The sequence below is a fragment of the Pseudonocardia tropica genome, assembly GCF_040105315.1.
GTDB lineage: Bacteria > Actinomycetota > Actinomycetes > Mycobacteriales > Pseudonocardiaceae > Pseudonocardia > Pseudonocardia alni.
The window spans coordinates 182712-206101 of record NZ_JBEDNP010000008.1; the positions used below are offsets into that span (position 1 = coordinate 182712).

Genomic DNA, 23390 nt, shown 5'->3' on the forward strand with positions numbered 1-23390 from the left:
CGTGCGAGGCGGGCACGCGGTGACCTGCACCGGTACGGTGCCGTCCGTGGCCCGGACCAGCGTGACCCGCCCCCCGTCGACGAAGGGGGCCAAGGACGCCCTCGGTGTGCTGTCGCGTCCGGGGCCGAACCCGGTGAAGTACGGCGACCTGGGCCTGATCGGGCTGCCGGGCATCGTCTACACCCCCGCGGAGGGCTACCAGCTGCCCGCCGTGGTCCTCGGGCACGCGTGGCTGCAGCCCGCGCACCGCTACCACGAGCTGCTGCGCCACCTCGCGACCTGGGGTTTCGTCGCCGCCGCGCCGAACACCCAGCGCGGCCCGGTCCCGAGCGTCGCCCGGTTCGCCTCGGACCTGAACACCGTCCTCGACGTGTGCGTCGGCGTCCGGCTCGGCGACGGCCACGTCAGCGTCGACGCCCGCAAGACCGCGCTGGTCGGGCACGGCACCGGGGGCGGCGCCGCCGTCCTCGCCGCGGCCCGGCGCGAACGCCTCGGCGCGCTGGTGACCCTCGCCGCGTCGGAGGTGAAGCCGTCCGCGATCGAGGCGGCCGCCGCGGTGACCGTCCCGACGCTGCACCTTGCCGCCGCCGTCGACTCGCTGGCCCCCATGGAGGGACACGCGCAGCGCATCGCCGCCGCCCAGCACGAGGCCGGCACCGACGTGACGCTCCGCGAGATCGAGAAGGCCGGGCACCTCGGGTTCTGCGAGGGCAGGCACTGGACGAGCTTCCTGCTGCAGAACCGTCCGCAGCACCGGACCCGGAAGATCACCCGGGCGCTGGTGACGGCGTTCCTCATGCAGGAGCTGCAGAACGAGAAGCGGGTGTCCTCGCTGACCTCGGGGAACGTCCCCGGGGCGCCGGTGGTGGACCTCACGCCGGAGCCCGACGACGAGCAGGACCAGCAGTCGTCGTCGGGGCTGTTGGGCATCGGCGGCTGACCCCACGCGGTGTCCCGGTGATCCGCGGCCCGCGACGTGATCCGCGGCACCATGGTGACCCATTGCTCGCGCGGTGACCCATTGCTCGCCGTGATCCGCCGCCCGCGCGGTGATCCGCCGCCCGCGCGGTGATCCGCCGCCCGCGCGGTGATCCGCCGCCCGCGCGGACGGGGGGCTGGAGACCGCCGCCGGGAGCGAGGCGGGCCTGGTGCCTCGGGGAGCCGGGGGACGGGCCGCGGCGGCCCGGTTCAGCGCTCGGGCGGGACCGCGAGCGACGGGGCCACGGGGCCACGGCGGTCGGTGACGCGCGTCCCGGTGAGGCCGGGCAGGCGCATGCCGGGGACGTCCGCGGGTACGGGGCCCGCGACGTCGGACCCCGTCGCACCCGACCGAGACGGGCACCCGTACGCCGCCGGATCGTGCCGCGCCGCCGGGTCGTGCCGCGCCGCCGGGTCGTGCCGCGCCGCCGGGTCGTGCCGCGCCGCCGGGTCGTGCCGCGCCGCCGGGTCGTGCCGCGCCGGCTCGGCCGGGTCGGTGTCCTCCGCCCGGGCCGCGTCCCGCGCGGCCTCGTCGGCCAGCCGGTGCACCTCGCGCCCGACGAGATCGAGCCGGGCCGTCACCGCGTGCCCGGCCGGGTCGTCCCACGCGTCGGCGACGGCGTCGCGGATCCCGGCGAGCAGCCCGGCGGTGTCGTCGAGCCGGCCCACCAGCGCCCGCAGGGCCCCGACCTGGTCCGCGACGCCGGCATCCGTTCCGTCGATCAGCACGTTTCCGCCCCGTCGAGGGCGGACAGGTGCCGATCGACGCCCGGGACGGCCCGGAACGCCGTGGCCGCGGCGGCGTCCACCGCCCGGGCCGAGGCCGCGGCGCGCCGGGTCGCGTCGGCCAGCGCCGTCAGCTCGTCCGTGACCCGCCGCAGCCGGACCACGCGGTCCCCGTCGCCGGGCCCGGTCGCGGGGGTCGCGCTCAGCCCGGCGGCCAGCTCCTCCAGCCCGCGCGCGGCACGGTCCAGCGCCTCGGGGTCCCGCCGCACGTCCGGTCGCATCGGACCAGCCTGCGCCCGGTCCCACCCGGACCGCCCCCGAACCGCCGATCCCGTTCGCGACCGCGAACGCGTGTCCCACCGCGCCGGGCCGTAGCCACGCCCGGAACGACGTCCGCGGCCCCGACAGAGCTGCGCGTCCCCGACAGGGCTCCGCGGCCCGACAGAGCTTCGCGGCCCGACAGAGCCGGGAACGGCGTCGGGGCCGCCACCCGGTGTGGGTGACGGCCCCGATCGGCGTGTGCGGGTCAGCGCGCGGCGGCGACGACCTCGGCCAGCCGGCCCGCGACGGCGTCGGCCTCGCCCTCGCTGGGCGCCTCGACCATCACGCGGACGAGCTGCTCGGTGCCCGACGGGCGCAGCAGCACCCGTCCGGTGTCCCCCAGCTCGACCTCGGCCTTCGCGACGGCCTCGGCCACGTCCGCCGACGCGGCGACCGCGTCCTTGTCCGCGACGGCCACGTTGCGCAGCACCTGCGGCAGCACGGTGACCACCGAGGCGAGCTCGGCCAACGACGTGCCGGTCTGCGCGACCCGCGACATGAGCCGCAGGGCGGTGAGCAGGCCGTCGCCGGTGGTGGCGTGGCCCGGCAGCACCACGTGCCCGGACTGCTCACCACCGAGGGTGAACCCGCCCTCGCGCAGCCGCTCCAGCACGTAGCGGTCCCCGACCTTGGTGGTGTCCAGGGTGATCCCGGCCTCGCGCATGGCGATGTGCAGGCCCAGGTTGCTCATCACCGTGGCGACGAGCGTGTCGTGGGCGAGCTCACCGGCGTCGCGCATGGCGAGCGCCAGCACGGCCATGATCCGGTCACCGTCGACGACGGCGCCCGTCCCGTCCACGGCCAGGCAGCGGTCGGCGTCGCCGTCGTGGGCGATGCCGAGGTCGGCGCCGTGCTCGAGGACCGCGGCCCGCAGCAGCTCCAGGTGGGTGGACCCGACGCCGTCGTTGATGTTGAGACCGTCCGGCTCGGCGTGCAGCGCGATCACGTCGGCGCCCGCCTGCCGGTAGGCCTCCGGCGCGGCCAGCGCCGCGGCGCCGTGCGCGCAGTCCACGACCACGCGCAGCCCGGACAGCGAGCCGGGCGCGGCGGAGAGCAGGTGCGCGACGTAGACGTCGGTGGCGTCCGGGGCGTCCCACACGCGGCCGATGCCCTCCCCGGTGGGGCGGGCGCCGAGCCCGGCGGCCAGCTGCTGCTCGATCGCGTCCTCGACGTCGTCGGGCAGCTTGTGGCCGCCCGCGGCGAAGAGCTTGATGCCGTTGTCGGGCATCGGGTTGTGCGACGCGGAGATCATCACGCCGAGGTCGGCGCCGGTCTCGGCGACCAGGTGCGCGACACCCGGTGTCGGCAGCACACCGACCCGGATCGCGTCCGCACCGGCCGAGGTGAGCCCGGCGACGACCGCGGCCTCGAGCATCTCGCCGCTCGCGCGGGGGTCGCGTCCGACGACCGCGAGGGGCCGGCGGCCGGAGCCGTTCGAGAGCGTGCGGGCGGCCGAGGCACAGACGCCAACGGCGAACTCCGGAGTGAGGAGTTCGCCGTTGGCCAGGCCCCGGACGCCGTCGGTTCCGAAGAGACGAGGCATCCGGTGTGCGATCAGCGCTTGGAGTACTGGGGCGCCTTGCGGGCCTTCTTGAGGCCGTACTTCTTGCGCTCGACGGCGCGGGCGTCACGGGTCAGCCAGCCGGCCTTCTTCAGCGGCGGGCGGTCCTCGGAGTCCAGCTCGACCAGCGCACGGGCGATGGCCAGGCGCAGCGCGCCGGCCTGACCCGCGGTGCCGCCACCCTTGAGGTTGGCGAAGATGTCGAAGCGCTCGGTCTTCTCGACGAGGACCAGCGGCTCCTTCACGATCTGCTGGTGCAGCTTGTTCGGGAAGTACACCTCGAGCGGCTTGCCGTTGAGGGTGAACCCACCGGTGCCCGGCAGCAGCCGGACGCGGACGACGGCCTCCTTGCGGCGGCCGACGGTCTGGACCGGGCGGTCGCCCAGCACGGGGGCCTCGGCGGCGAACCCGTCGGCGTCGAAGTCGGCGGCGTCGCCGATGGTGTAGTCGACGTCGGCGACCTCGGTCTCGGCGGTCTCGGTCGCCTCGGTCTCGGTCGCCTCGGCGGCCGCACCCTCGGTCTCGACCGCGTCGACGACCTCGTCGGGTCCGTTCTCGGGGCTGGTCACGGGCTGTCCCTCTTCGTTGCTCGGGGTGGTCACTGGCTGACCTGCTTGATCTCGAACGGCTGCGGCTTCTGGGCCTCGTGCGGGTGCGCCGGGCCGGCGTAGACCTTCAGCTTCTTGGCCATCGCGCGGCCGAGACGGTTCTTCGGCAGCATGCCCTTGATCGCCGTCTCGACGAGGCGGTCGGGCTGGCTGTCGATCATCTCGCCGACGGAGCGCTGACGGAGGCCACCCGGGAAGCCGGAGTGGCGGTAGATGAACTTGTCGGCACGCTTGTTGCCGGACACCGAGATCTTCTCCGCGTTCACGATGACCACGAAGTCGCCGTTGTCGACGTGCGGGGCGTAGGTCGGCTTGTGCTTCCCGCGCAGCAGCGTGGCGGCGTGGGTGGCGAGCCGACCGAGGCGCACGTCCTCGGCGTCGATCACGTGCCAGGCGTGCTGGATGTCGCCGGGCTTGGGGCTGTACGTGGGCACGGATCTACCTCGTCGTCGTTCTCGGCTGGTGGGCCGTCCGCACGGGTTCCGGCCCACTCTCTAGTCTCTGGTTCCTCAGCGTGCTGCTGGTGGACGCCGGAGGGACGCTCGATCCCGCCGCTGTCGCCGGAGGACGGCGCCCGCGGGTCTCCACCGCTGCACAACGAGAGCCAAGGGTACCCGCCGGTTCCGGGGGCGGACGCAAGGGGGTCGTCCGGGCCCCCGGACCGGGTGTCAGGCGAACCGGGCCCGGTTCGCCTGCTCGGTGGCCCGGTAGTTCTGACCGGCCTGACCGACGAGCTTCCCGATGGTGCCCAGGGTGGCGGTCAGCTCGGCCGCCGAGGTGTCCCACTTCTGCTGCGACGCCCGGTAGGTGGCCGCCGCGTCGCCGGTCCAGGCCGCGACCATCGGGGCCAGGTGGCGCCGGAGGTCCTCGAGCTGGGAGTTGATGCGCGCGGTCGTCGCGACGGTGTCGGCCGACGCCGTCTCGAGCGCACTGAAGGTGACCTTGATCTCGGATCCCATGGTGTGGCTCCCCCTCACCCGAGCACCGACGTGATGGCGGTGCGGTTCTGGTCCTCCTGCTGCTGGTACGTCGTCGCCGTGCCGCCGAGCTGCTCACCGATCGCGCCCAGCGCCTCGTTCAGCCGCCGCGCCTCGGTGTCCCACTTGGCCATCAGCTGGGCGAACGCCGTCGCCGCGGTGCCGGACCACTGGCCCTGCAGCGGTCCCAGCTGGCTGCGCAGGCGGCCGAGCTCGCCGTTGACGGCGTCGCTCACCGCCCGCACCCGGCCCGCCGCGCGGACCATCTCCTCGGTCGTCGTGCCGAACCCGTCGGCCATACGTCCCACCTCGTCCCCTGATCGGACCCCGGCGCGGCCGTGTCGACGGCTCCCGGGCCCGGGGGCGCGGTGCCCCCGGCCCGCGCACAGTGGCAGGGAGGCCCGGTCCGCCGTGGCCGAACGGCGCGGACCGTTCGCGACCGGGAACGCCGACGGCTCAGGGCACCCGGTGCAGCGACGCGACGACCTCGGCGCAGGCCGCGGCGACCGGGGCGCCCACCGGCCGCCGGCACCCGGCGACGAGCTCGTCGGTGCCGGAGAACACGGCGTGCCAGTCGACGACGGTCCCGTCGCCCGGTGTCTCGGTCCAGCGCAGGACCGCGCGGCCGCCGACCGTCGCAGGCACCGGCCCGGGGTCACCGACGAGCGCGGCGAGCTCGCGGCGGGCCCGGTCGGGCTCGCGTCCGGCGTCGTAGCCGAGCGGGCTGCGCTCCAGCACGAGGAGGTCGGCCCCGCCCGGGCCGCCGGCGGGGGTGAGCAGCACCCGTCGGCGCTGCGGGTCGCCGCCGGTGTGCTCCCAGCCGGTGGGCAGCGTGGCGGCGTAGCCGTACTGGACGACCGTGGTCCCGGCCGGGGTCGCCGGGCGCGGGCCGCCGAGCAGCAGCCCGGTGCCGAGGAGGACCGCTCCCAGCACCCCGGCGACGACGATCGCCGCCCGGGCGCGGTCCGGGCCGTCGGCGGGTGGGGTGACGGGGCCGGGCGCGCCGGGCCAGGCCGGTTCCTCCGCCGCCTCGCCCGCGCCGGGGTCGTCGGGCGGCGGGACGACCGTGTCGGGGCCGGGATCGGTGAGCACTCCGGCGCCGAGCACGGCCGCTCCGACCACCGCCGCCGCCTCCGGGCCCCAGGGCTCGCCGCCGTCGGGCCGCAGCCCGGCGACGCGCACCGGGCACGGGAGCCGGGACCCCACCGGGCCGCCGGGCTGGGCCGCGGCCCGGGTATCCGCAGCCCGAGTGCCCGCGGCAGTGTCCTCCCCGGGGAGGAGCGGGCCGGACGTCCCGGCGACCACGACCAGCTCCGCACCGGTCGCCCGCACGAGCGACGCGAGGTCGGAGCCCCGCTCCCCCACCCGCTCGGGCACCCCGTCGCGGACCAGCACCACGTCGTCGTCGACGACCAGGACCGGCCCGTCCGGCAGCTCCGGTTCCGCCGCGAGCACCGCGACCGCGGCCGGGACCACCAGCACCCGCGGGCCTCCGGGAAAGGCGCCGCCCGCCGTCGTCCCGACCCGGACGACGACCCCGGGCGGCCCGTCGCCGAAGAAGTCCGCGACGGCCGTCGCCGGGGGTGTGCCGGGCGGGGCCGCGGCGAGCAGGCGCAGCCCACCGGCGTCCACGGCGGCGAGCAGTACCGCGTCGCGGCGGTCGTGCACGGCGACCGCGAACCCGCTCACCCCGGCTCGGTCCAGGCCAGCTGCACCCGTCGCGCCCCGGCCCGCCGGTCGACGAGCACTCCGCGGCCGGGTGGCATCGGCCCGGGGCGGACCTTCTCCAGCAGCGCGCCCTCGTCGGGACTGCCGGAGCCGACCAGGCCGGGGGCGCCGAGCTCGCGCAGCCGCCCGAGGACCGGGTCGAACAGCGCCCGCCCGGCGCCGCCGGCGCGCCGCGCGAGGACGACGTGCAGCCCGACGTCGCGGGCCTGCGGCAGGTACTCGGCGAGCGCGAGCAGCGGGTGCGTGCCGGTCGAGCCGGCGGCGGGGACGACGAGGTCGTAGTCGTCGACGAGCAGCCACACGTCCGGCCCGCTCCACCACGACCGTTCCCGCAGCTGGGCCGGGGTGACGTCCGGGCCGGGCAGCCGCCGTCCGAGCGAGCCCGCGATCTCGGCGCAGGTCTCGGTGGTGGCCTGCGCGGTCGAGGTGTGGGCGAGCAGGTGGCTTTGCGGGATCCCGCCCAGCAGCGTCCGCCGGTGGTCGACGACGACGATCCGCGCCTGCTCGGGCGTCCACCGCGCGGCGATGCCGTGGGCGAGGGTCCGCAGCAGGGTCGTCTTGCCGCCGCCGGAGTCGGCGAAGCAGAGCAGGTGCGGCTCGTCCGGGTCGAGCTCGACGGTGGCGAGCCGGTCCTCGTCGACGCCGAGCGCGGGCCCGCGGCCCGGACCGGGCGGGAGCTCGGCGACCTCGATCCGGGTGGGCAGCAGCCGGACCGGGCCGACCGACGGGCCGTCCCAGGCGTCGTCGATCTCCCGGGCCGGGTCGGTGCCGGGGACCAGGCAGGGCGCGGCGAGGACGGTGGCCTCGCCGTCGGCGGACAGGCCGTGCCCCGGCAGCGCGGGCACCGCGGCGGCGCGACGCCGGTCCACCTCGGAGTCCGACGGGTCGCCCAGCCGCAGCTCGACCCGGCTGCCGAGCTGGTCCTTGAGCGCGGGGCGGATCTCGGCCCAGCGGGCGGCGGACAGCGCGAGGTGCACGCCGTAGGCGAGCCCGCGGGCGGCGAGCGCGGTCAGCTTCTCGTCGAGGTCGGAGAAACCCGCGCGCAGCGCCGCGTAGCCGTCGACGACCAGCAGCAGGTCGGTGGCGGTCACCTCGGCGAACCCGCCCGCGGCGCGCCGGGCCCGGAACTCCTCGATCCCGGCGACGCCGTGCGCGGCGAACAGCTGCTCGCGCTCGTCGACGGCGGCGACGGTCTCGGCCACCACCCGTCGCACCAGGTCGCCGGCGCGGCGGTCGGCGACGGTCCCGACGTGCGGCAGCCCGGCCAGCGGGGCGAGCGTGCCGCCGCCGAGGTCGAGCACGTGCACGCCCAGCTCGGCCGGGGTGTGGGTGAGCGCGAGCGCGGTGACGACGGTGCGCAGCGCGGTCGACTTCCCCGACCGCGGCCCCCCGACGACGGCGAGGTGCCCGGCCGCGCCGGACAGGTCCAGCACCAGCGGGTCGCGCCGCTGGGCGTAGGGCCGGTCGACGAGCCCGACCGGCGCGGCGAGCCGTCCGCCCGGTCCCGGTGCGCACAGCCCGCGCCCGGCCCGGACCAGCGGATCGCCGAGGACCACCGGCAGCGGCGGCGGCTCCGCCAGCGGCGGCAGCCACACCCGGTGCGCGCGCGGACCGGGCCCGGACACCGCGTCGGCGATGCGGTCGAGCACGGTGCCGGTGGGCGCGGGCCCGGGGTCCGGCGCCGGGAGCTGCGCCGAGGCGGGCGGCGCGACCGGGCCCGCGCGGAACGGCAGTGCGACCCGCGGCGCCCCGGGTGCGCGGCGGCGGGCGGCCCGCGGGGTGTCCGGGCCGGAGACGTAGGCGGCCCGGAAGCGCACCAGCTCGTCGGTGCCCGCGGACAGGTACGCGGCGCCGGGCGTCGGCGGGAGCAGGTGCGCGTCGGGCACGCCCAGCACCGCGCGGGACTCCGCGGCGGAGAAGGTGCGCAGCGCGATCCGGTAGGACAGGTGCGACTCCAGGCCGCGCAGCCGTCCCTCCTCCAGTCGCTGCGAGGCCAGCAGCAGGTGGATGCCGAGCGAGCGGCCGAGCCGCCCGATGGTCACCATCAGGTCGATCATCTCCGGACGCTGGGCGAGCAGCTCGGAGAACTCGTCGACGACGACCAGCAGCGACGGCAGCGCCGCCAGCGGTGCCCCGTCCCGGCGCAGCGCGTCGTGCTCGGCCAGCGACGACAGGTTCCCCGCGGCGCGCAGCACCTCCTGGCGGCGGGTGATCTCCCCGGCGAGCGCGTCGGCCATCCGGTCGACCAGGGTCAGCTCCTCGGCCAGATTGGTGATCACCGCCGAGGTGTGCGGCAGCCCGGCGAGCCCGAGGAACGTCGCGCCGCCCTTGAAGTCGACGAGCACCAGGTTGAGCTCCTCGGCGGTGTGCGTCGCGACCAGCCCGAGGACGAGCGTGCGCAGCAGCTCGCTCTTGCCGGAGCCGGTCGCGCCGATGCACAGCCCGTGCGGCCCCGCACCGCCCTGCGCGGACTCCTTGAGGTCGAGCAGCACCGGCCTGCCACCGCCGTCGGTGCCCAGCGGGACCCGCAGCCGCTCCCCCGGCCCGCGCCGCCCGCGCAGCGCGGCGACCCCGCCCGGGTCCGTCGTGGACAGTCCGAGCAGCGATGGCAGCCCGGTCGCCGCAACGTCCACACCGGACGCGACGACGTCGGCGGTGCCGTCCGGGCGGTAGCGCGCGAGCCGGCGCGCGAGCGCCAGCGCCTCGGCGACGACGAGCCCGTCGGGGACGCCGACCTCCCGGCCGCCGGGCCCGCCCCGGCGCAGCGTGCGCACGCCGTCGGGCCCGGTCCCGGCGGCCAGGCGCAGCACCGACGCCGCGGGCCTGCGCCCGCCCGCGGGCCCCAGCCGCAGCACGGTGACGCCGGGCAGCCCGGCCCACGCGCCCGGGGTGTCGGCCGCCCCGTCGAGCACGACGAGCAGGTGCCGCTGGGCCGCGGACGGCTCGTCGACCCACCAGCGCCGCACCCGGTCCGGGTCGTCGGTGATCATCCGGACCGGCCCGACGGCGTCGGAGAGCCGCGGGTGGGCGACGTGCGGCAGCCACTTCGCCCACTCCCAGCGCGCGGCCGCACCCCCCGGCGCGACGACGGCGAGTCGCGCGTCGTCGGGACCGTGCCAGGTGACGTACTGGGCGACCAGGGCCCGGGCGAGGTCGAGCACCGGGGCGGCGTCCGGGTCCGGTTCGAGCCAGATCGTCGCCGACGCACGGGTGTCGACGGCGACCGGCAGATCGTCCACGGTGGACCAGCGGCGCAGGAACCGGCGCAGCGCCAGCGCGGACAGCGGTTCGAGTGTCTCCATCGGACCGGTGTGCGGGGCGGTGAGCCGGGTGGCGAGGCGCTGGGTGCCGCGCCCGGCGCGCAGGCGGCCGAAGTCGTCGTCGCCGGGGCGGCGCTCCCACAGCCGGTCCGCGGCGAGCACGTCCGGCCAGGCGGCCGGGTCGGGGTACACGGTCTCCAGCGCGTGCCGCTGCTCGGCGGCGATCGCACGGGCCCGCCCGCCCAGGACGTCGAGGTAGCGCAGGTAGTCGCGGCGGTCCTCGTCCATCGTCGCGGTGCGCGCACCGGCGCCGCGGCCGCCACCGGCGAGCATGCCCAGCGCCGACAGCGCGAACATGCCGCCGAACAGCCAGGTGCTCGTGTCCCCGCGGCCCAGGACGACGAACAGCAGCGCCCCGCCGACCATCGCCAGCGGCAGCAGCCGCTGTACGAGGCCGCCGGGGACCGGACGCTCCGGCTCGGGCGGCGGTTCGAGCACCAGCTCGCCGCCGGGCAGCTCGGGCACCGAGCGCCGCGGACGTCGCATCCCGACGGTCCCCGCCATCGCCACGCGCCTCCCGTTCACGGTTCTCCCGAAACGCCCACGGCGGTCACCGGGGCCGCCGGATACTCGCAGCCGCCCCGGGCCCGCCGGGGCCGTTCGGGGAGATCTGCCAGGGAGCCGCCCGTGACCTCCGTCCTGCCCGCACCGGCCGCGACCGGCCCCGGCGACGCGGCGTCCGCCGCCACGTCCGGGCCGGTGCCCGGCCGCTGGACGCGGGTCGGGGTGCACACCCCGCGCGGGCGCCTCGACGTGGCACTGCCGGCCGACGTCGCCGTCGCCGAGCTGGTCCCGATGGTGCGCGAGCTGCTGGGCCGCGCGACCACGGACACCCCGCAGGCCTGGCGGTTCACCGGCCCCGCGGGCGGCCCGCTGCCCGCCGACGCCACCCTCGACGAGCTCGGCGTCCGGGAGGGCGAGCTGCTGCACCTGGGCCCGCCGCGCCCGGCGCCCGCGCCGCCCGTCCTCGACGACGCCGCCGAGACCGTCGCCGGTGCGGTGCGCGGTGCGGCCGACGCCGCCGGGACGGCGCGCTGGTCCGGGACGGCCGCGGCCGTGCTCGCGACGGCCGCCGCGGGCGCCGTGCTGTCCACCGTGGACGGTCCGTGGCGGCCGTGGGCGTGCGCGCTCGCCGCCGCGGGCGCCGTCGGGGCGCTGCTGGTCGCCCACCGCGGCCGCGACGACGACCGGCTCACGACCGCCGCCGCACTCTGCGCGGTCCCCGCCGCGGCGACGGCCGGGCTCACCGCACTGCCCGCACCGGCCGGGGCGGGGGCCCTGCTGCTCGCCGCCGCCGGGGCCGGGCTGGCCGCCGCCGCGGGTCAGGCGATCGCGCGGGCGGTGTCCCCGGTCCTGCTCGCGGTGGCCCTCGCCGCGTCCGGGGCCGCCGCCGCGGCGCTGGCCCGGCTGCTGCTGGAGGCCCCGGTGACGGCCGTCGCCGCCGGGCTCGCGGCGCCCGCCCTGGCCGCCGGGCCCCTGCTGCCCCGGCTGGCGCTGCGTCTGGCCGGGATCCCGGCCCCGGCCGTCCCGACCGACGCCGGGTCCGTCGCGGACGCCGAGCAGGTGCTGCCCGGCGCGGAGCTGACCGCCCGGGCCGGGCTGGCCCGCGGTCTGCACACCGGGACGCTGGCCGGCACCGCGGTCGCGGCCGCCGGGGCCGCCGCCGTCGCCGCGACCGGGGGCTGGACCGGTGGCCTGCTGCTGGTGGTGACGGCGGCGGTGCTGCTCCTGCGGGCCCGTGCGCTCGTCGAGCCCGCGGCGGCCCGCATCCTGACCGGGGCCGCGGTGGTCGCGGTCGCCACCGCCGCCGTCCCGGCCGCGCTCGCGCTGGACCCCGCGCCGCGGCTCGCCGTCGCGGCCGGGCTGCTGCTCGCCGTCGGCGCGGGTGCCGCGGCCGCGCGGGCGACGCCGTCGCCGCCGGCCCGCCGGGCACTCGACGTCTGCGAGCTCGTCCTCACCGCCGCCGCCGTGCCCGCCGCGCTGGCCGCGATGGGCCTGTTCGCCCTGGTCCGCACCCTGTGACCGCCCCGGCCCGCCGGCCGGCCGGCCCACCGACGGCGCCGCGGACCGCGCCGCCACGGCGGGCGGTCCCGCTGCTGGCCGCGACGTTGCTCGCGCTCCCCCTCCCCACCCCGCCCGCTGTTCCCCCCTCCGTCACCCCCGCCGCGTCGTGCGCCGTCCACACCCCCTGTGGGGTCGCCACACCCCCTGCACCGGGTGTGGGAGCAGGCGGCGGGATGTGGACGTGGCGGGTCGTCGCGGCGGCCGAGCCCGGGCCGCCGGGACCGGCCGACGGGTTGCGGCAGACCCGCGCCTGCACCCCGCCCGGCGACGACGGCCCGGGCGCCGTCCGCGGTGCGGTCCCGCAGCCGCCCCCGGATCTCGCGACCGGTGCGGGGCAGCTCGTCGCCGTCGTCGACACCGGGGTGGCGCCGCTGCCCCGGCTGGCCGGACGGCTCAGCGGCGGCGGGGACTACCTCACCGGCGGCGACGGTCTCACCGACTGCGACGGCCACGGCTCCGACGTCGCGCTGCTCCTCGCCGGAGCCGCCGACCCCGCCACCGGGCTCGGCGCGGGCATGGCGCCGGGCGCGCGGATCCTGTCGCTGCGCCAGTCCTCGGGGCGCTTCGCCGTCCGCGGCACCGACGGCGCCGAGCGGCCCGCCGGGGAGATCCGCACCCTGGCCGCGGCGATCGACCGGGCCGTCGCACTCGGCGCGAGCGTCGTCAACGTGTCCGAGGTGGTGTGCGTGCCGTCCGCGCAGGTCGACTCCGCAGGGGCCGCGCTGCGCGACGCCGTCGACGGCGCCGAGCGCGCCGGGGTGCTGGTCGTCGCCGCGGCCGGGAACATCGACGGGAGCGGCACCTGCACCGGCGACCCGGACCTGCGGCCGCTGCCCGCGTCCTACGACACGGTCGTCGCCGTCGGGGCGGTCGACGGCGACGACGTCCCCGGCGACTTCTCCGTGCCGGGCCCCTGGGTGGACCTGGCCGCCCCCGGGCTGGACCTGCCCCGTCCGTCCGGACCGGACGGTGCGGTGGTCCGCGGCACCTCGTACTCGGCGCCGCTGGTCGCGGGGACCGCGGCGCTGCTGCGCGAACGGTTCCCGATGCTCACCCCGCGCCAGGTCGCCGACCGGCTGCGCGCCACGGCCCGCCCCACCGCGGGCGACAGCCGCACCGGCCACGGCGTGCTCGACCCGGGGTCCGCGCTGACCGCGGAGCCGCTGCTCCTGACCCCGGACGACCCCGCCGGGACCCGGGGCCGCGCCGGCCCGCCCGGGGCGGGCCGGGCGCCGCTGCCGCTCGCGTCGGCCCCGCCGCCGGACCTGCCGGCGGTGGCCGGGGTCGGGGCGGTCGCGGCGGTGGGCGGGGCGCTCGTCGCGGCGCTGGCGGGGCTGCGGCGCCGGCCCCGTCGGCCCTGAACCCGCGGACCGGCACACCCGGCCGACCCCACGCCTGCCGCATCGGCGCGTCCTGTGCGGGGGCATCGTCCGGGCGTCGGCCCCCGTCCGGAACGCAGCCGGTGCGGGCCCGGCGAGCGCCGCCGTGCCCGGCGGCGCGGATGCGGTCAGCCCGGCAGGTCCGCCACCTCCCGCGCCGCCGCGACGCTCAGCACCCCCGCCCGCGGCAGCAGCCGCACCATCTCCGCCGGTGCGTCGCCCGCCTCCCCGATCCCCAGCGCCCGCCCGGTCCCGGCGTCCGCGACACCGTGCACCGCACCGGAGGCGGCGAGCAGCCGGCGCGTCCCGCCGTCGCCGCCGCCGGTGTCGGCCGGCCCGGTCCGCAGCGGCCCCGGGCCGGTCCCCGGCAGCACCACGGTGTCCAGGGCGGGCCCGGCGTCGTCGGCACCGGTGAGGCGCACCCGCACCGCGCCGGGCGCGACCGGCTCCTCCGTCCCCGCGACGAGTGCGCGCCGCCCCTCGCGCCAGGTCCCGCACAGCACCGGGGGCACCTCGGCGACCTCGGCCCGGGCGGCGGGCCAGGCCTCGGCGCCGGGCACCCGGGTCTGCGGGACGTCGTCGACCAGGCCGGGCGGCAGCGTCGCCGGTTCGGCCTGCCCGGTCCGGGAGCGGACGGCGTCGGCGAGGGTGACCGGGATCCGGGCGAGCCCGTCGTCGACGACCAGGAAGTACGTCGAGCCGGCCCCGAGCGACTGGCTGCGCACGACGTCCCCGTTCCGCCCCAGCCCCGCGACGGGTGTCGGCCCGGGGGCGGGGACCCGCAGCGGCGCGCCCTCCGGGATCGCGGAGAGCAGGCCGTCGCCGACCCGGCGGACGGGCGCACCGAGCAGGCCGAGCCCGTCGAGGGCGTTCCGGTCGGACGGGTCGAGCCGGTGCCGGGCGCCGTCGTGGACCAGGTAGGTGGCGCCGCCCTCGGCGGTCAGCAGGACCACCGGTTCCGGTCCGGCCGGGACGGGTCCGAGCGACCCCGCGAGCACCGTCGTGGTCCCGGCGCCGGTGCCCTCGCCGCGGGTGTCGCAGACCGCCCACGCGGGTGGGACCGGGACCCCGTCGAGCGGGACGCCGACGGTGCCGGGCACGGCCGCCGGCGCGGTGCGCGGCGCGGCGGCCAGGGCGTCGTCGGGCACCGGGACGGGCACGGCGGTGGCGCCGTCGTCGCGACCGTGCGCGGCGAGGACCAGCCGTCCCGCGACCGGGTCGGGCACCGGCACGAGCAGCGCGGACCGGTCGGGGTCGCGGACCACGGCGTAGAGCACGCCGCTGCGCTGCCCCTGGACCAGCGCCCGGGAGCGCCAGTCGGTGGCCGGGTCGACCCGCGCCAGCAACGCCGCCACCCCGAGCGCGAGCAGCCCCACCAGCACCCCGGCGAACACGGCGCGGCGCTGCGAGCGGATCTGCTCGTGCAGCGGCACCGGGTCGGCGCGCACCAGCGCGGCCTCCATCCGGCGCACACCGAACCGGTGGGCGTCGACCTGGTCGCGGGTCGCCGGGGCGCGCTGCACGCGCGCGGGGGTGGGATCGGTGCGCACCGCCCGGACGGTAGGACGGCCGCGATCCCGGCGGACCCGATCCGCGGCTGCTGCGTAGAAGTACGCCCCCTGACCTGCGGAGAAGTATGCCACCTGACCGATCGGTCCGGTTCGTTGCCACGGTCACGCTGTTGCCCATAATGTGCCGTTGTGTGATCACCCTCCGGAACATCGTCGTCCCGTTGGTGGCTGCCGTCGTCGTGGCCGGGTGCTCCGCGCCCACCGCCGCCCCGGGCGAGGCGGGCCCGGCCGGGGACGGCACCACCATGACCCTCGCCGACGGCTACGAGCCCGACGACCTCAACCCGCTGCTCGGCTACGGGGCGGAGGGCGCGAGCAAGTTCTACGACGGTCTCTACGCCCGCGACGCGCAGCGCACCCTGCAGCCCGCGCTCGCCTCCGGCCCGGCGACGTCGTCACCGGACCGCCTGTCCTGGACGGTGCCGCTGCGCCCCGGCGTCACCTTCCACGACGGGTCGGCCTTCGGGCCCGAGGACGTCGTCGCCACCTACGCGGCGATCCTCGACCCGGCCCGCGCCGCGACGATCCGGTCGAGCGTGCCGATGCTCGCCGGGGTCGAGGCCGTCGGCGACGACGCCGTGCGGTTCCGGCTGTCCTACCCCTACGGCGCGTTCCCGGCCCGGCTCACCTCCGGGATCCTGCCGTCGGAGGTCCTCGAGGGCGGCGGCCCCGTCTCCGACCTGCCGGTGAACACCCGGGCCGTCGGCACCGGCCCGTACCGGCTCGCCGAGTGGCGGCGCGGCGACACGATGGTCATGGAGTCGAACCCCGGCTACTGGGGCGGTGCACCCTCGGTGACCCGGGTGACCGTCGTGTTCGCCACCGACGACAACACCCGTGCCCAGCGCACCGCCGCCGGTGAGTTCGACGGGACCGTGCTGCCGCCGGCGCTGGCCCGCGCGGTCGCGCAGCAGAGCGGGCTGGCGCTGCGCGAGCACGCCAGCGCCGACTACCGCACCGTCGCGCTGCCGTTCGCGAACCCGGTCACCGCGGACCCGGCGATCCGCGCGGCGCTCAACCGCTCGGTGAACCGCCAGGGCATGATCGACGCGTTCCTCGCGGGCCAGGGCGAACCGGCCCACCACCCGATCCCGGGCGTGCTGCCCGAGCAGGTCGAGCCCTCGGCGACGTTCACCTTCGACCCCGCGGAGGCGGGCCGGATCCTGGAGCGGGCCGGCTGGGTCCCCGGGCCCGACGGGGTGCGCGTCCGCGGCGGGCAGGCCGCGCGCTTCACGCTGATGTACCCGGCCACCGACACCGTGCGCCGCGACCTGGCCCAGGCGTTCGCCTCCGACGTGCGCGCGGCCGGGATCGACGTCCGGCTGGAGGGACTCGGCTGGGAGGCGATCGAGCCGCGGATGGGCGCCGACGCGCTCGTGCTCGGCGGCGGCGACCCGTTCGACCCGGGGTTCAAGGCGTGGCAGCTGCTGCACTCGTCGAACGCCGCCGACGGGTTCAACAACCCCGGCTCCTACCGCAACGCCGCCGTCGACGCGGCGCTGGACACCGCGCTGCGGGCGCCCGACGAGGCCGCCCGCACCGCGGCGGTGAAGGAGTTCCAGCGGGCCTACGTCGCCGACCCCGGCATGGTCTTCCTGGCCTTCCTCGGCCACAGCTACGTCACCCGCGACGCCTGGGACGGCTACACCCCCGTCGTCGAGCCGCACACCCACGGCACCACCTGGGGCCCGTGGTGGAACCTGCAGGACTGGACGCCCCGCTCGTGACGGCCGTGCTCCCGGGCCGGCACCGCGGCCGCGCGGTGGCCCGGCTGGCCGGGCTGCGGCTGCTGCTCGGCGTCCCGACGGTGCTGCTGGTCGCGGTCGGGGTGTTCCTGCTGGCGGCAGCGTCGCCGTTCCGGCCGGTGTACCAGTACTTCGGGGTCGGGATCTTCTCCGCGAGCGACGCCGACATCGCCGCCGCCGAACGTTCGCTCGGGCTGGACGCGAGCGTGGGCGAACAGCTGCTCCGGTGGCTGGGCGGGCTGCTGACCGGCGACCTCGGGCAGAGCCTGTCGATGCGGCAGCCGGTGGCCCAGGTGGTCGCCGAGCGGCTCCCGTGGACGTTGCTGCTGGTCACCCTGGCCCTGCTCGTGTCGCTGGTGCTGGCCCTGGCCGCCGGGACCGTCGCGGCGTGGCGGCAGGGCGGCTGGTTCGACCGGGCCGTCACCGCGGTCGGGCACACCCTGGAGGGGCTGCCGCCGTTCGTGCTGGCCCTGGGTGCGATCGCGGTGTTCGCCGTGGCCTGGCCGGTGCTGCCGGTCGCCGGGCTCACCGATGCCGGGGCCGCACCCACGTTCGGCCAGGTGAGCAGGCACCTGGTGCTGCCTGCGCTGGTGCTGGGGGTCTCCCAGACGCCGTGGCTGGTGCTGCACGTGCGGGCCTCGCTGCTGGCCTCCCTCGACGACGACCACGTCGCCGGCGCCCGGGCCCGCGGGCTGCCCGAGCGCCTCGTCGTGCTCCGCCACGCCCTGCCGACCGCGCTGCTGCCGTTCGTGACGGTGCTGGGCAACCGGCTGCCGGAGCTCGTCACCGGCGCCGTGCTGGTGGAGACGGTGTTCTCCTGGCCGGGGATCGCGGCGGCCGTGGTCACCGCGGCACTGGCCGTGGACTTCCCGCTGCTCGCCGCGCTGACCCTGCTCTCGGCGGTCGCGGTACTGGCCGGGTCGCTCGTCGCCGACCTGACCGTGCTGCTGCTGGACCCGCGGGTGGACGCCGATGTCTGAGACCGCCGTCGCCACCCGCCCGTGGCTCCCGGCCGGCCGGCCGCGCCCCGGCTCGCCCCGCGGCCGTCGCCGGTCCGGGCGGGCCCGGCTGGTCGTCGGCGCCGGCGGGCTGGTCCTGCTCGTCGCGGCCGCCATGGGAGTGCCGTGGCTCGGCGGGCTCGACGAGGGTGCCGTGGACTACACCGCGATCCGGCTGCCGCCCTCGCCCGCGCACCCGTTCGGCACCGACTCCGTGGGCCGTGACGTACTGCTGCGCAGCTTCGCCGGGCTGGGGGTGTCGCTGCAGGTCGCCGCGGCCTGCGCCGTGCTATCGACGGTGATCGGCACCCTGTTCGGGGCGCTGTCCGGGCTGCTCGGCGGCTGGTGGGACCGGGTCGCGATGCGCCTGGTCGACGCCGTCAACGCCGTCCCGCACCTGCTGCTCGGCATCGTGATCGTCGCGCTCTACCGGGGCAGCGTGCTCGCGGTGATCGCCTCGATCGGGCTGACCCACTGGACGACGGTGGCCCGCGTCGTGCGCGCGGAGATCCTGACCCTGCGCACCCGCCCGTTCGTCGACGCGGCCATCTCCGGCGGCGCGTCGCGGCGCCGGGTCCTGCGCCGGCACCTGCTGCCCGCGGTCGCCCCGCAGGCGGTGCTCTCGGCGGTGCTGATCCTGCCGCACGCGGTGTGGCACGAGACCGCACTGAGCTTCCTCGGCCTCGGCCTGCCACCACACCTGGCGAGCCTGGGCACCATCCTCGGCGAGGGGAGACAGGCCGTGCTGCTCGGCTCCTGGTGGATCGTGGTGTTCCCGAGTGTGCTGCTGGCCGCGACGACGCTGTGCGTCGCCGGCATCGCAGCCTGGTGGCGGGACCGCACGCTCCCGCGCCGACGGTCGGAGCAGGCGCTGTGACCGGCCCCGGCGCACCCGCGCCCGGCACGGTGCTCGCGGTGCGCGGCCTCGACGTCGCCTTCCGGGTCGGACGCGGGCGTCGCGCCCGCACGGTCCGCGCGGTCACCGGTGCCGACCTGGACCTGCGTGCGGGTCGGCTGACCGCGCTCGTCGGGGAGTCCGGCTGCGGCAAGTCGGTGCTCACCGAGGCCCTGACCGGGCTGCTGCCGGGCACCGCCTCGGTCCGTGGGTCGGCCGTCCTGACCCCGCCCGAGCACTCCGCCCGACGCGAGCCGGTGGAGCTGCTGACCGCCCCCGAGGAGGCCCTGCGCGACCGGGTCCGCGGACGGCTGGTCGGGCTGGTCCCCCAGTCCGCCGCCACCCACTTCACCCCCACCCGCACCGTCGGCGCCCAGCTGCGCGAGACCCTGGCCCGGCTCGGTGCGACGGCCACCGTCGCCGACCTGCTCGACCGCGCCGCGCTGCCCCGCCACGTCGCCGCGCTGCACCCGCACGAGCTGTCCGGCGGGCAGGCCCAGCGCGCCGGGCTCGCCGCCGCACTCGCCGGGGACCCACCGGTGCTGCTCGCCGACGAGCCGACCGCCGGGCTCGACCGGCCGCTGGTCGACCACGTCACGGCGCTGCTGGCCGGGCTCGCCGCGGAGGGCCGCGCCGTCCTGCTGATCACCCACGACCTGCGGGCCGCCCGCGCCGTCGCCGACGACGTCGCCGTCATGTACGCCTCGCGGCTGGTCGAGACGGGCCCGGCCGACGAGATGTTCGCGGCCCCCTGGCACCCCTACACCGCGGGCCTGCTCGGAGCGCTGCCCGACGCCGGGTTCACCCCGGTGCCCGGGCACCCGCCGGAGCTGTCCGCGCTGCCCGACGGCTGCGCGTTCGCCCCGCGCTGCCCGGTCACCGGCGACTGCTCCGGCGACCCCGTCCCGGTCCGCCGGGGCGGGCGGAGCGTGTCCTGCCATCCGCCGACCGCCCCCGCGCTCCCCGCGGCGGCCCGGTCCGGGGCGGGGTCGCGGTGAGCCTGCGCGCGGAGGAGGTGCGGGCCGGGTGGCGGGCCGGGCACGCCGTCGTCGACGGCGTGGACCTGGCCGTGGAACGGGGGTCGGTGCTCGGGCTGGCCGGGCCGTCGGGGTGCGGGAAGTCGACGCTGACCCGGGTGCTGGCCCTGCTGCACACACCGTGGTCGGGCCGGGTGACCGTCGACGACGAGCCGGTCCGCCGGTTCCGCTTCGACGCGCCCGCGCCGCTGCGGCGCCGGATCGGGGTGGTGTTCCAGTCCCCGCGGGCCTCGACCGACCCGCGGCTGACCTGCGAGGAGATCGTGGCCGAGCCGCTGCGCGCCGCCCGGGCGCCCGGGGTCGCGGCACGCGTCGAGGAGGTGTGCGCGCAGGTCGGGCTGACCGCCGAGCTGCGCGGACGCCGGCCGCACGAGGTGTCCGACGGCCAGCTCCAGCGCGCCTGCCTGGCCCGTGCGCTCGCGCCCCGGCCGGACTACCTGCTGTGCGACGAGATGACCGCGATGCTCGACGCGTCGAGCACCGCGGCCCTGGTCTCGGTCGTCGCCGCCGAGGTCGACGGCCGCGGGCTCGGCGTCCTCGCCGTCAGCCACGACGAGGCGCTGCTCGCGGCGTGGGCCGGGCGGGTGCTGCGGCCGTGGAGCTGAGTCAGGCCTCGCGGACGGGACGGCGCAGCTGCTCGGCCAGGGCGCCGTCGTCGCCGAAGAGGGTGTCGCGCCAGCGCTGCTCCAGCGCACGGGTGTCGTGCCGGTCGGGGTGGAAGCGCGGGTGCCCGAAGACGGGCATCCGGCCCAGCACGCGGCGCAGGAACTGGCCCCGCCCGAACAGCAGCCGGTAGCCCTCGCGCAGGTCCCGCGGCCGCCGCCAGACGCCCTGCTGCACGAGCAGGTACGCCCACCCGAACACGACCGCGGGCAGCACGGTGGCGACCACCAGCGGTGCCGCCCGGCCGCGCTCGGGGCCGTCGGTGCCGATGAGCTCGTAGACGTCCCAGGTCACGGACTTGTGCTCGAGCTCCTCGAGCGCGTGCCAGTGCCACAGCTCGCGGATGTCGGCGTGCACGCGCCCGGCGAACTCGTCGCTGCCGAGGATGTCCTCGGCCATCACCGCGGTGAAGTGCTCCATCAGCGCGGTGCAGGCGAGCTGCTGCCGCGGCGAGGTGCGGTCGAGGACCTTCAGCGCGAGCGCGACCGCGGACTCCGGTATGTGCACCGGGAAGCCGCGGGAGCGGAACGCCTCGTTGAGCCGGTCGTGCTCGCGGCTGTGGATGACCTCCTGCGCGGTGAACCCGGCGACCCGGGCACGCAGCTCCGGGTCGGTCACCCGGTCCCGGAAGTGGATCACCGAGCGGACGAAGAAGTCCTCCCCCGGCGGGAAGATCGCCGAGAGCATCGCGAGGAACAGCGTCGCGGTCGCGTTGTCGGCGTAGGCCCAGCGGACCATCTCCTGCGGGAGGCGGAAGTCGAGGTGGCGCGGCGGGATGCCGACGTCGCCCCCGGTCAGCCTGCGCGGGCGCGGCCCGGTCCCGGTCTCACCGGTCGCCCTCTCGGTGCGGGGCACGGTCACGGTCGGTCCTCCGGTCGTCGTCGACGGTCGGGCCGCACCGTGAACAGCAAGTATCCCGTACAGCACGTACCCCTTATCGCGAGATCATGGGTGGCGACGGGCGCGGTGTCAACCAGGCGCGGGATGATGGCCCGGTGAAGGCATCCGCGACCCCCGGCGACGGGCGCGCCCGCCGCTGGGCCGGGCAGCGGGCCGCCCGCCGCGCCGAGGTCGTCGAGGCGGCGATGGCCGCGATCGCCGAGCACGGACCGGAGGCCACGACCGAACAGATCGCCGGCCGCGCCGGGGTGCCCCGGCCCGCGCTCTACCGGCACTTCGACGGCCTGGAGGACCTGCAGGGCGCGATCGCCGAGGCCGCGCTGGGGCTGTACTCCGAGTCGCTCGCGCCGGTGTGGAGCCCGCGCGGGACCCCGCGGGAGATGCTCGTCGCCGCCATCGCGGCGCACGTCCGGTGGCTCGCCGGGCACACCGACCTCTACCGCTACGTGCTGCGTGCCGCGGGAGTGACCACCGCCGTCACCGACATCCGGCACCGCATCGCCGACCGGATGACCGGGCTGCTGACCGGCGGCTACCCGCGGCTGCCCGCGGCCGTCGCGGCGCCGCTGGCGGCGGGCGCGGTCGGGCTCGTCGACGCGGCGACCGAGCGCTGGCTCTCCTCGGAGGACCCGCTGCCGCTCGACGAACTCGCCGAGCACCTGGCCCGGTGGGTCTGGTCGGCGCTCGACGCCGCACTGCGCGACGTCGCGATCGAGCTCGACCCGGACGTCCCGCTCACGGCGGGCTGAGCGCTACTCCGCGACGCCGATGTCCTCGTTCCACAGATCGGGGCGCCGCGCGACGAACGCGGTCATCATGTCCACGCAGCGCGCGTCGTCGAGGACCTCCACACGCACGCCGTGCTCGGCCAGCCAGTCGTGCCCGCCGTGGAAGGTCCGGGCCTCCCCCACGAGCACCGCGCCGATCCCGAACTGACGGATCAGCCCCGAGCAGTACCAGCAGGGCGAGAGCGTGGTGACCATCGTCGTGGACCGGTAGTCGCGGCGGCGGCCCGCGTCGCGGAACGCCGCGGTCTCGCCGTGCGCCGTCGGGTCGCCGTCCTGCACGCGACGGTTGTGCCCGCGCCCGAGCACCTCCCCGTCCGGTCCCACGAGTGCGGCGCCGATCGGGATGCCGCCCGAGCCCAGCCCGGCCCGGGCCTGCTCCACCGCGACGTCCAACCACCTCGGATCCATGCACGCGAACCTATACCGGGATCGCGTCCCCTCCCCGCGGTCCGCGGCCGCGCCGACGGTGTTCCCGGTGGTCACCGCGGCACGGCGACCCGCGGACGCGGGGCCGGGACCTCGGTCACCGGCCGCCGATGCGGCGTGGGGCGATCGGCCCGTAGTCCTGCGGATTCCGCGGCCGGGCCCGGTCCGCCAGGCTCGTCGGCATGCGGACGAACCTGAACGTGGCCCTGCAGGCCGGCGCCCTCCTGGCCTTCGCGGCCCTGCGGTTCACCGCGCCGGGGTGGTTCCTGATCATCCTGATCGTGACCCTGGTCGGCCCGGCCCTCCTGACGGTCCCGACGGTGCTGTCGCTGACCGTGCTGCGACGCCGCGTGCTCACCCCGGCGGTCACCGCCCCGTTCGTCGCCTGCGCCGGGTTCCTGCTCGCCGGCGGGCTGCTGATGCCCGACTTCGGCGACACCGAGGACTCGGTGCGCGCCCCGCTGGCGGTGCTGCTGGAGTCCGCCGGACTGTCCGCCGGGCCGACCGAGCCGCTGTACGTCCTCGGCTCGCTGGCCCTGGCCGGCTGGTCGGTCTCGCTGGTCTGGCTGGGCGTGGCCCTGGCGCTCGACGCCCGCCGGACGCACCGGGTCCCCGGGCCGCCGCACCCGGCCTGGGTGCGGCCGGTCTCCTGAGGCCGCTCGCCCCAGTCCGCGGCATCCGGACCGGTCACACCGGGGCCCGCTC

At 77.8% G+C, this 23390-nt stretch carries 22 protein-coding genes; 10 read left to right on the top strand and 12 right to left on the bottom strand.

Features of this window, described 5'->3' with window-relative positions; genetic code table 11:
* Positions 1 to 46: 46 nt before the first annotated feature.
* Complete coding sequence (locus tag WHI96_RS15305) at positions 47 to 940, top strand: dienelactone hydrolase family protein (protein ID WP_345643969.1); 894 nt, start codon at positions 47 to 49, stop codon at positions 938 to 940.
* Between the two features lie 248 nt (positions 941 to 1188).
* On the opposite strand, the gene WHI96_RS15310 is transcribed toward WHI96_RS15305, so the two are convergent.
* The 9 genes from WHI96_RS15310 to eccCa form a co-directional block, all read right to left on the bottom strand.
* Entirely contained in the window at positions 1189 to 1707 is a 519-nt protein-coding gene (locus WHI96_RS15310) for a hypothetical protein (protein WP_345643966.1), read from the bottom strand.
* Entirely contained in the window at positions 1701 to 1985 is a 285-nt protein-coding gene (locus WHI96_RS15315; RefSeq protein ID WP_345643963.1) for a hypothetical protein, read from the bottom strand. The genes WHI96_RS15310 and WHI96_RS15315 overlap by 7 nt, the downstream gene beginning before the upstream one ends.
* Positions 1986 to 2230: 245 nt before the next feature.
* Positions 2231 to 3568 carry a phosphoglucosamine mutase gene (gene glmM / locus WHI96_RS15320; protein WP_345643960.1) on the bottom strand — a complete coding sequence of 446 codons (1338 nt, stop codon included), beginning with the start codon at positions 3566 to 3568 and terminating at the stop codon, positions 2231 to 2233.
* A gap of 11 nt (positions 3569 to 3579) precedes the next feature.
* Positions 3580 to 4188 carry a 30S ribosomal protein S9 gene (gene rpsI, locus WHI96_RS15325; protein ID WP_425571576.1) on the bottom strand — a complete coding sequence of 203 codons (609 nt, stop codon included), beginning with the start codon at positions 4186 to 4188 and terminating at the stop codon, positions 3580 to 3582.
* Positions 4185 to 4628: a 50S ribosomal protein L13 gene (gene rplM / locus WHI96_RS15330; protein WP_345643954.1), complete on the bottom strand. Its 444-nt coding sequence runs from the start codon at positions 4626 to 4628 to the stop codon at positions 4185 to 4187. Before rplM ends, rpsI begins: the two co-directional genes overlap by 4 nt.
* Before the next feature lie 234 nt (positions 4629 to 4862).
* Positions 4863 to 5153 carry a WXG100 family type VII secretion target gene (locus WHI96_RS15335; protein WP_345643952.1) on the bottom strand — a complete coding sequence of 97 codons (291 nt, stop codon included), beginning with the start codon at positions 5151 to 5153 and terminating at the stop codon, positions 4863 to 4865.
* 14 nt (positions 5154 to 5167) lie between these two features.
* On the bottom strand, positions 5168 to 5470 hold the full coding sequence (locus tag WHI96_RS15340; RefSeq protein WP_345643950.1) for a WXG100 family type VII secretion target: 303 nt from the start codon (positions 5468 to 5470) through the stop codon (positions 5168 to 5170).
* Between the two features lie 157 nt (positions 5471 to 5627).
* Positions 5628 to 6860, bottom strand: a complete 1233-nt coding sequence (locus WHI96_RS15345; protein ID WP_345643948.1) for a type VII secretion-associated protein — start codon at positions 6858 to 6860, stop codon at positions 5628 to 5630.
* Positions 6857 to 10723 (bottom strand): type VII secretion protein EccCa, encoded by a 3867-nt coding sequence (eccCa, locus tag WHI96_RS15350; protein WP_349302395.1) that lies wholly within the window; start codon positions 10721 to 10723, stop codon positions 6857 to 6859. The genes WHI96_RS15345 and eccCa overlap by 4 nt, the downstream gene beginning before the upstream one ends.
* A gap of 123 nt (positions 10724 to 10846) precedes the next feature.
* Here eccCa and eccD point away from each other — a divergent pair, with 123 nt between their 5' ends.
* Together eccD and mycP are read left to right on the top strand one after the other, a co-directional pair.
* Positions 10847 to 12241 carry a type VII secretion integral membrane protein EccD gene (gene eccD, locus WHI96_RS15355; RefSeq protein WP_349302396.1) on the top strand — a complete coding sequence of 465 codons (1395 nt, stop codon included), beginning with the start codon at positions 10847 to 10849 and terminating at the stop codon, positions 12239 to 12241.
* Positions 12242 to 12456: 215 nt separating this feature from the next.
* On the top strand, positions 12457 to 13644 hold the full coding sequence (gene mycP, locus WHI96_RS15360) for a type VII secretion-associated serine protease mycosin (protein WP_349302397.1): 1188 nt from the start codon (positions 12457 to 12459) through the stop codon (positions 13642 to 13644).
* A 146-nt stretch (positions 13645 to 13790) separates the two neighbouring features.
* Here the strand turns inward: mycP and eccB are convergent, their stop codons facing one another.
* The gene (gene eccB / locus WHI96_RS15365) at positions 13791 to 15212 is read right to left on the bottom strand and encodes a type VII secretion protein EccB (RefSeq protein ID WP_345651865.1); all 1422 of its coding nucleotides are present in this window, start codon (positions 15210 to 15212) and stop codon (positions 13791 to 13793) included.
* Positions 15213 to 15364: 152 nt separating this feature from the next.
* Here eccB and WHI96_RS15370 point away from each other — a divergent pair, with 152 nt between their 5' ends.
* Genes WHI96_RS15370 through WHI96_RS15390 form a run of 5 tightly spaced genes read left to right on the top strand, consistent with a single transcriptional unit; the run spans position 15365 to position 20513 of the window.
* Complete coding sequence (locus tag WHI96_RS15370; protein ID WP_345651862.1) at positions 15365 to 16960, top strand: ABC transporter substrate-binding protein; 1596 nt, start codon at positions 15365 to 15367, stop codon at positions 16958 to 16960.
* Positions 16957 to 17958, top strand: coding sequence for an ABC transporter permease (locus WHI96_RS15375; RefSeq protein ID WP_062397797.1), 1002 nt, complete (start codon positions 16957 to 16959; stop codon positions 17956 to 17958). Before WHI96_RS15370 ends, WHI96_RS15375 begins: the two co-directional genes overlap by 4 nt.
* Complete coding sequence (locus WHI96_RS15380) at positions 17951 to 18853, top strand: ABC transporter permease (protein WP_345651858.1); 903 nt, start codon at positions 17951 to 17953, stop codon at positions 18851 to 18853. The genes WHI96_RS15375 and WHI96_RS15380 overlap by 8 nt, the downstream gene beginning before the upstream one ends.
* Positions 18850 to 19869 (top strand): oligopeptide/dipeptide ABC transporter ATP-binding protein, encoded by a 1020-nt coding sequence (locus WHI96_RS15385; RefSeq protein ID WP_345651856.1) that lies wholly within the window; start codon positions 18850 to 18852, stop codon positions 19867 to 19869. Before WHI96_RS15380 ends, WHI96_RS15385 begins: the two co-directional genes overlap by 4 nt.
* Positions 19866 to 20513, top strand: coding sequence for an ABC transporter ATP-binding protein (locus tag WHI96_RS15390; RefSeq protein ID WP_345651853.1), 648 nt, complete (start codon positions 19866 to 19868; stop codon positions 20511 to 20513). Before WHI96_RS15385 ends, WHI96_RS15390 begins: the two co-directional genes overlap by 4 nt.
* Before the next feature lies 1 nt (position 20514).
* On the opposite strand, the gene WHI96_RS15395 is transcribed toward WHI96_RS15390, so the two are convergent.
* Positions 20515 to 21432 carry a metal-dependent hydrolase gene (locus WHI96_RS15395; RefSeq protein ID WP_345651850.1) on the bottom strand — a complete coding sequence of 306 codons (918 nt, stop codon included), beginning with the start codon at positions 21430 to 21432 and terminating at the stop codon, positions 20515 to 20517.
* 134 nt (positions 21433 to 21566) lie between these two features.
* Here WHI96_RS15395 and WHI96_RS15400 point away from each other — a divergent pair, with 134 nt between their 5' ends.
* Positions 21567 to 22220, top strand: a complete 654-nt coding sequence (locus WHI96_RS15400; protein ID WP_345651847.1) for a TetR/AcrR family transcriptional regulator — start codon at positions 21567 to 21569, stop codon at positions 22218 to 22220.
* A 3-nt stretch (positions 22221 to 22223) separates the two neighbouring features.
* Here the strand turns inward: WHI96_RS15400 and WHI96_RS15405 are convergent, their stop codons facing one another.
* Entirely contained in the window at positions 22224 to 22667 is a 444-nt protein-coding gene (locus WHI96_RS15405) for a nucleoside deaminase (protein ID WP_345651845.1), read from the bottom strand.
* Between the two features lie 200 nt (positions 22668 to 22867).
* Between WHI96_RS15405 and WHI96_RS15410 the strand changes: the two genes are divergently transcribed.
* The gene (locus WHI96_RS15410; protein ID WP_345651842.1) at positions 22868 to 23338 is read left to right on the top strand and encodes a hypothetical protein; all 471 of its coding nucleotides are present in this window, start codon (positions 22868 to 22870) and stop codon (positions 23336 to 23338) included.
* Positions 23339 to 23390 lie beyond the last annotated feature (52 nt).

Excerpts from the sequence above, each read along its gene's own strand:
- WHI96_RS15315 (WP_345643963.1), bottom strand. The coding sequence starts at position 1,985 with ATGCGACCGGACGTGCGGCGGGACCCCGAGGCGCTGGACCGTGCCGCG.
- glmM (WP_345643960.1), bottom strand. The coding sequence starts at position 3,568 with ATGCCTCGTCTCTTCGGAACCGACGGCGTCCGGGGCCTGGCCAACGGC.
- WHI96_RS15335 (WP_345643952.1), bottom strand. The coding sequence starts at position 5,153 with ATGGGATCCGAGATCAAGGTCACCTTCAGTGCGCTCGAGACGGCGTCG.
- WHI96_RS15340 (WP_345643950.1), bottom strand. The coding sequence starts at position 5,470 with ATGGCCGACGGGTTCGGCACGACGACCGAGGAGATGGTCCGCGCGGCG.
- eccCa (WP_349302395.1), bottom strand. The coding sequence starts at position 10,723 with ATGGCGGGGACCGTCGGGATGCGACGTCCGCGGCGCTCGGTGCCCGAG.
- mycP (WP_349302397.1), top strand. The coding sequence starts at position 12,457 with ATGTGGACGTGGCGGGTCGTCGCGGCGGCCGAGCCCGGGCCGCCGGGA.
- WHI96_RS15380 (WP_345651858.1), top strand. The coding sequence starts at position 17,951 with ATGTCTGAGACCGCCGTCGCCACCCGCCCGTGGCTCCCGGCCGGCCGG.
- WHI96_RS15405 (WP_345651845.1), bottom strand. The coding sequence starts at position 22,667 with ATGGATCCGAGGTGGTTGGACGTCGCGGTGGAGCAGGCCCGGGCCGGG.
- WHI96_RS15410 (WP_345651842.1), top strand. The coding sequence starts at position 22,868 with ATGCGGACGAACCTGAACGTGGCCCTGCAGGCCGGCGCCCTCCTGGCC.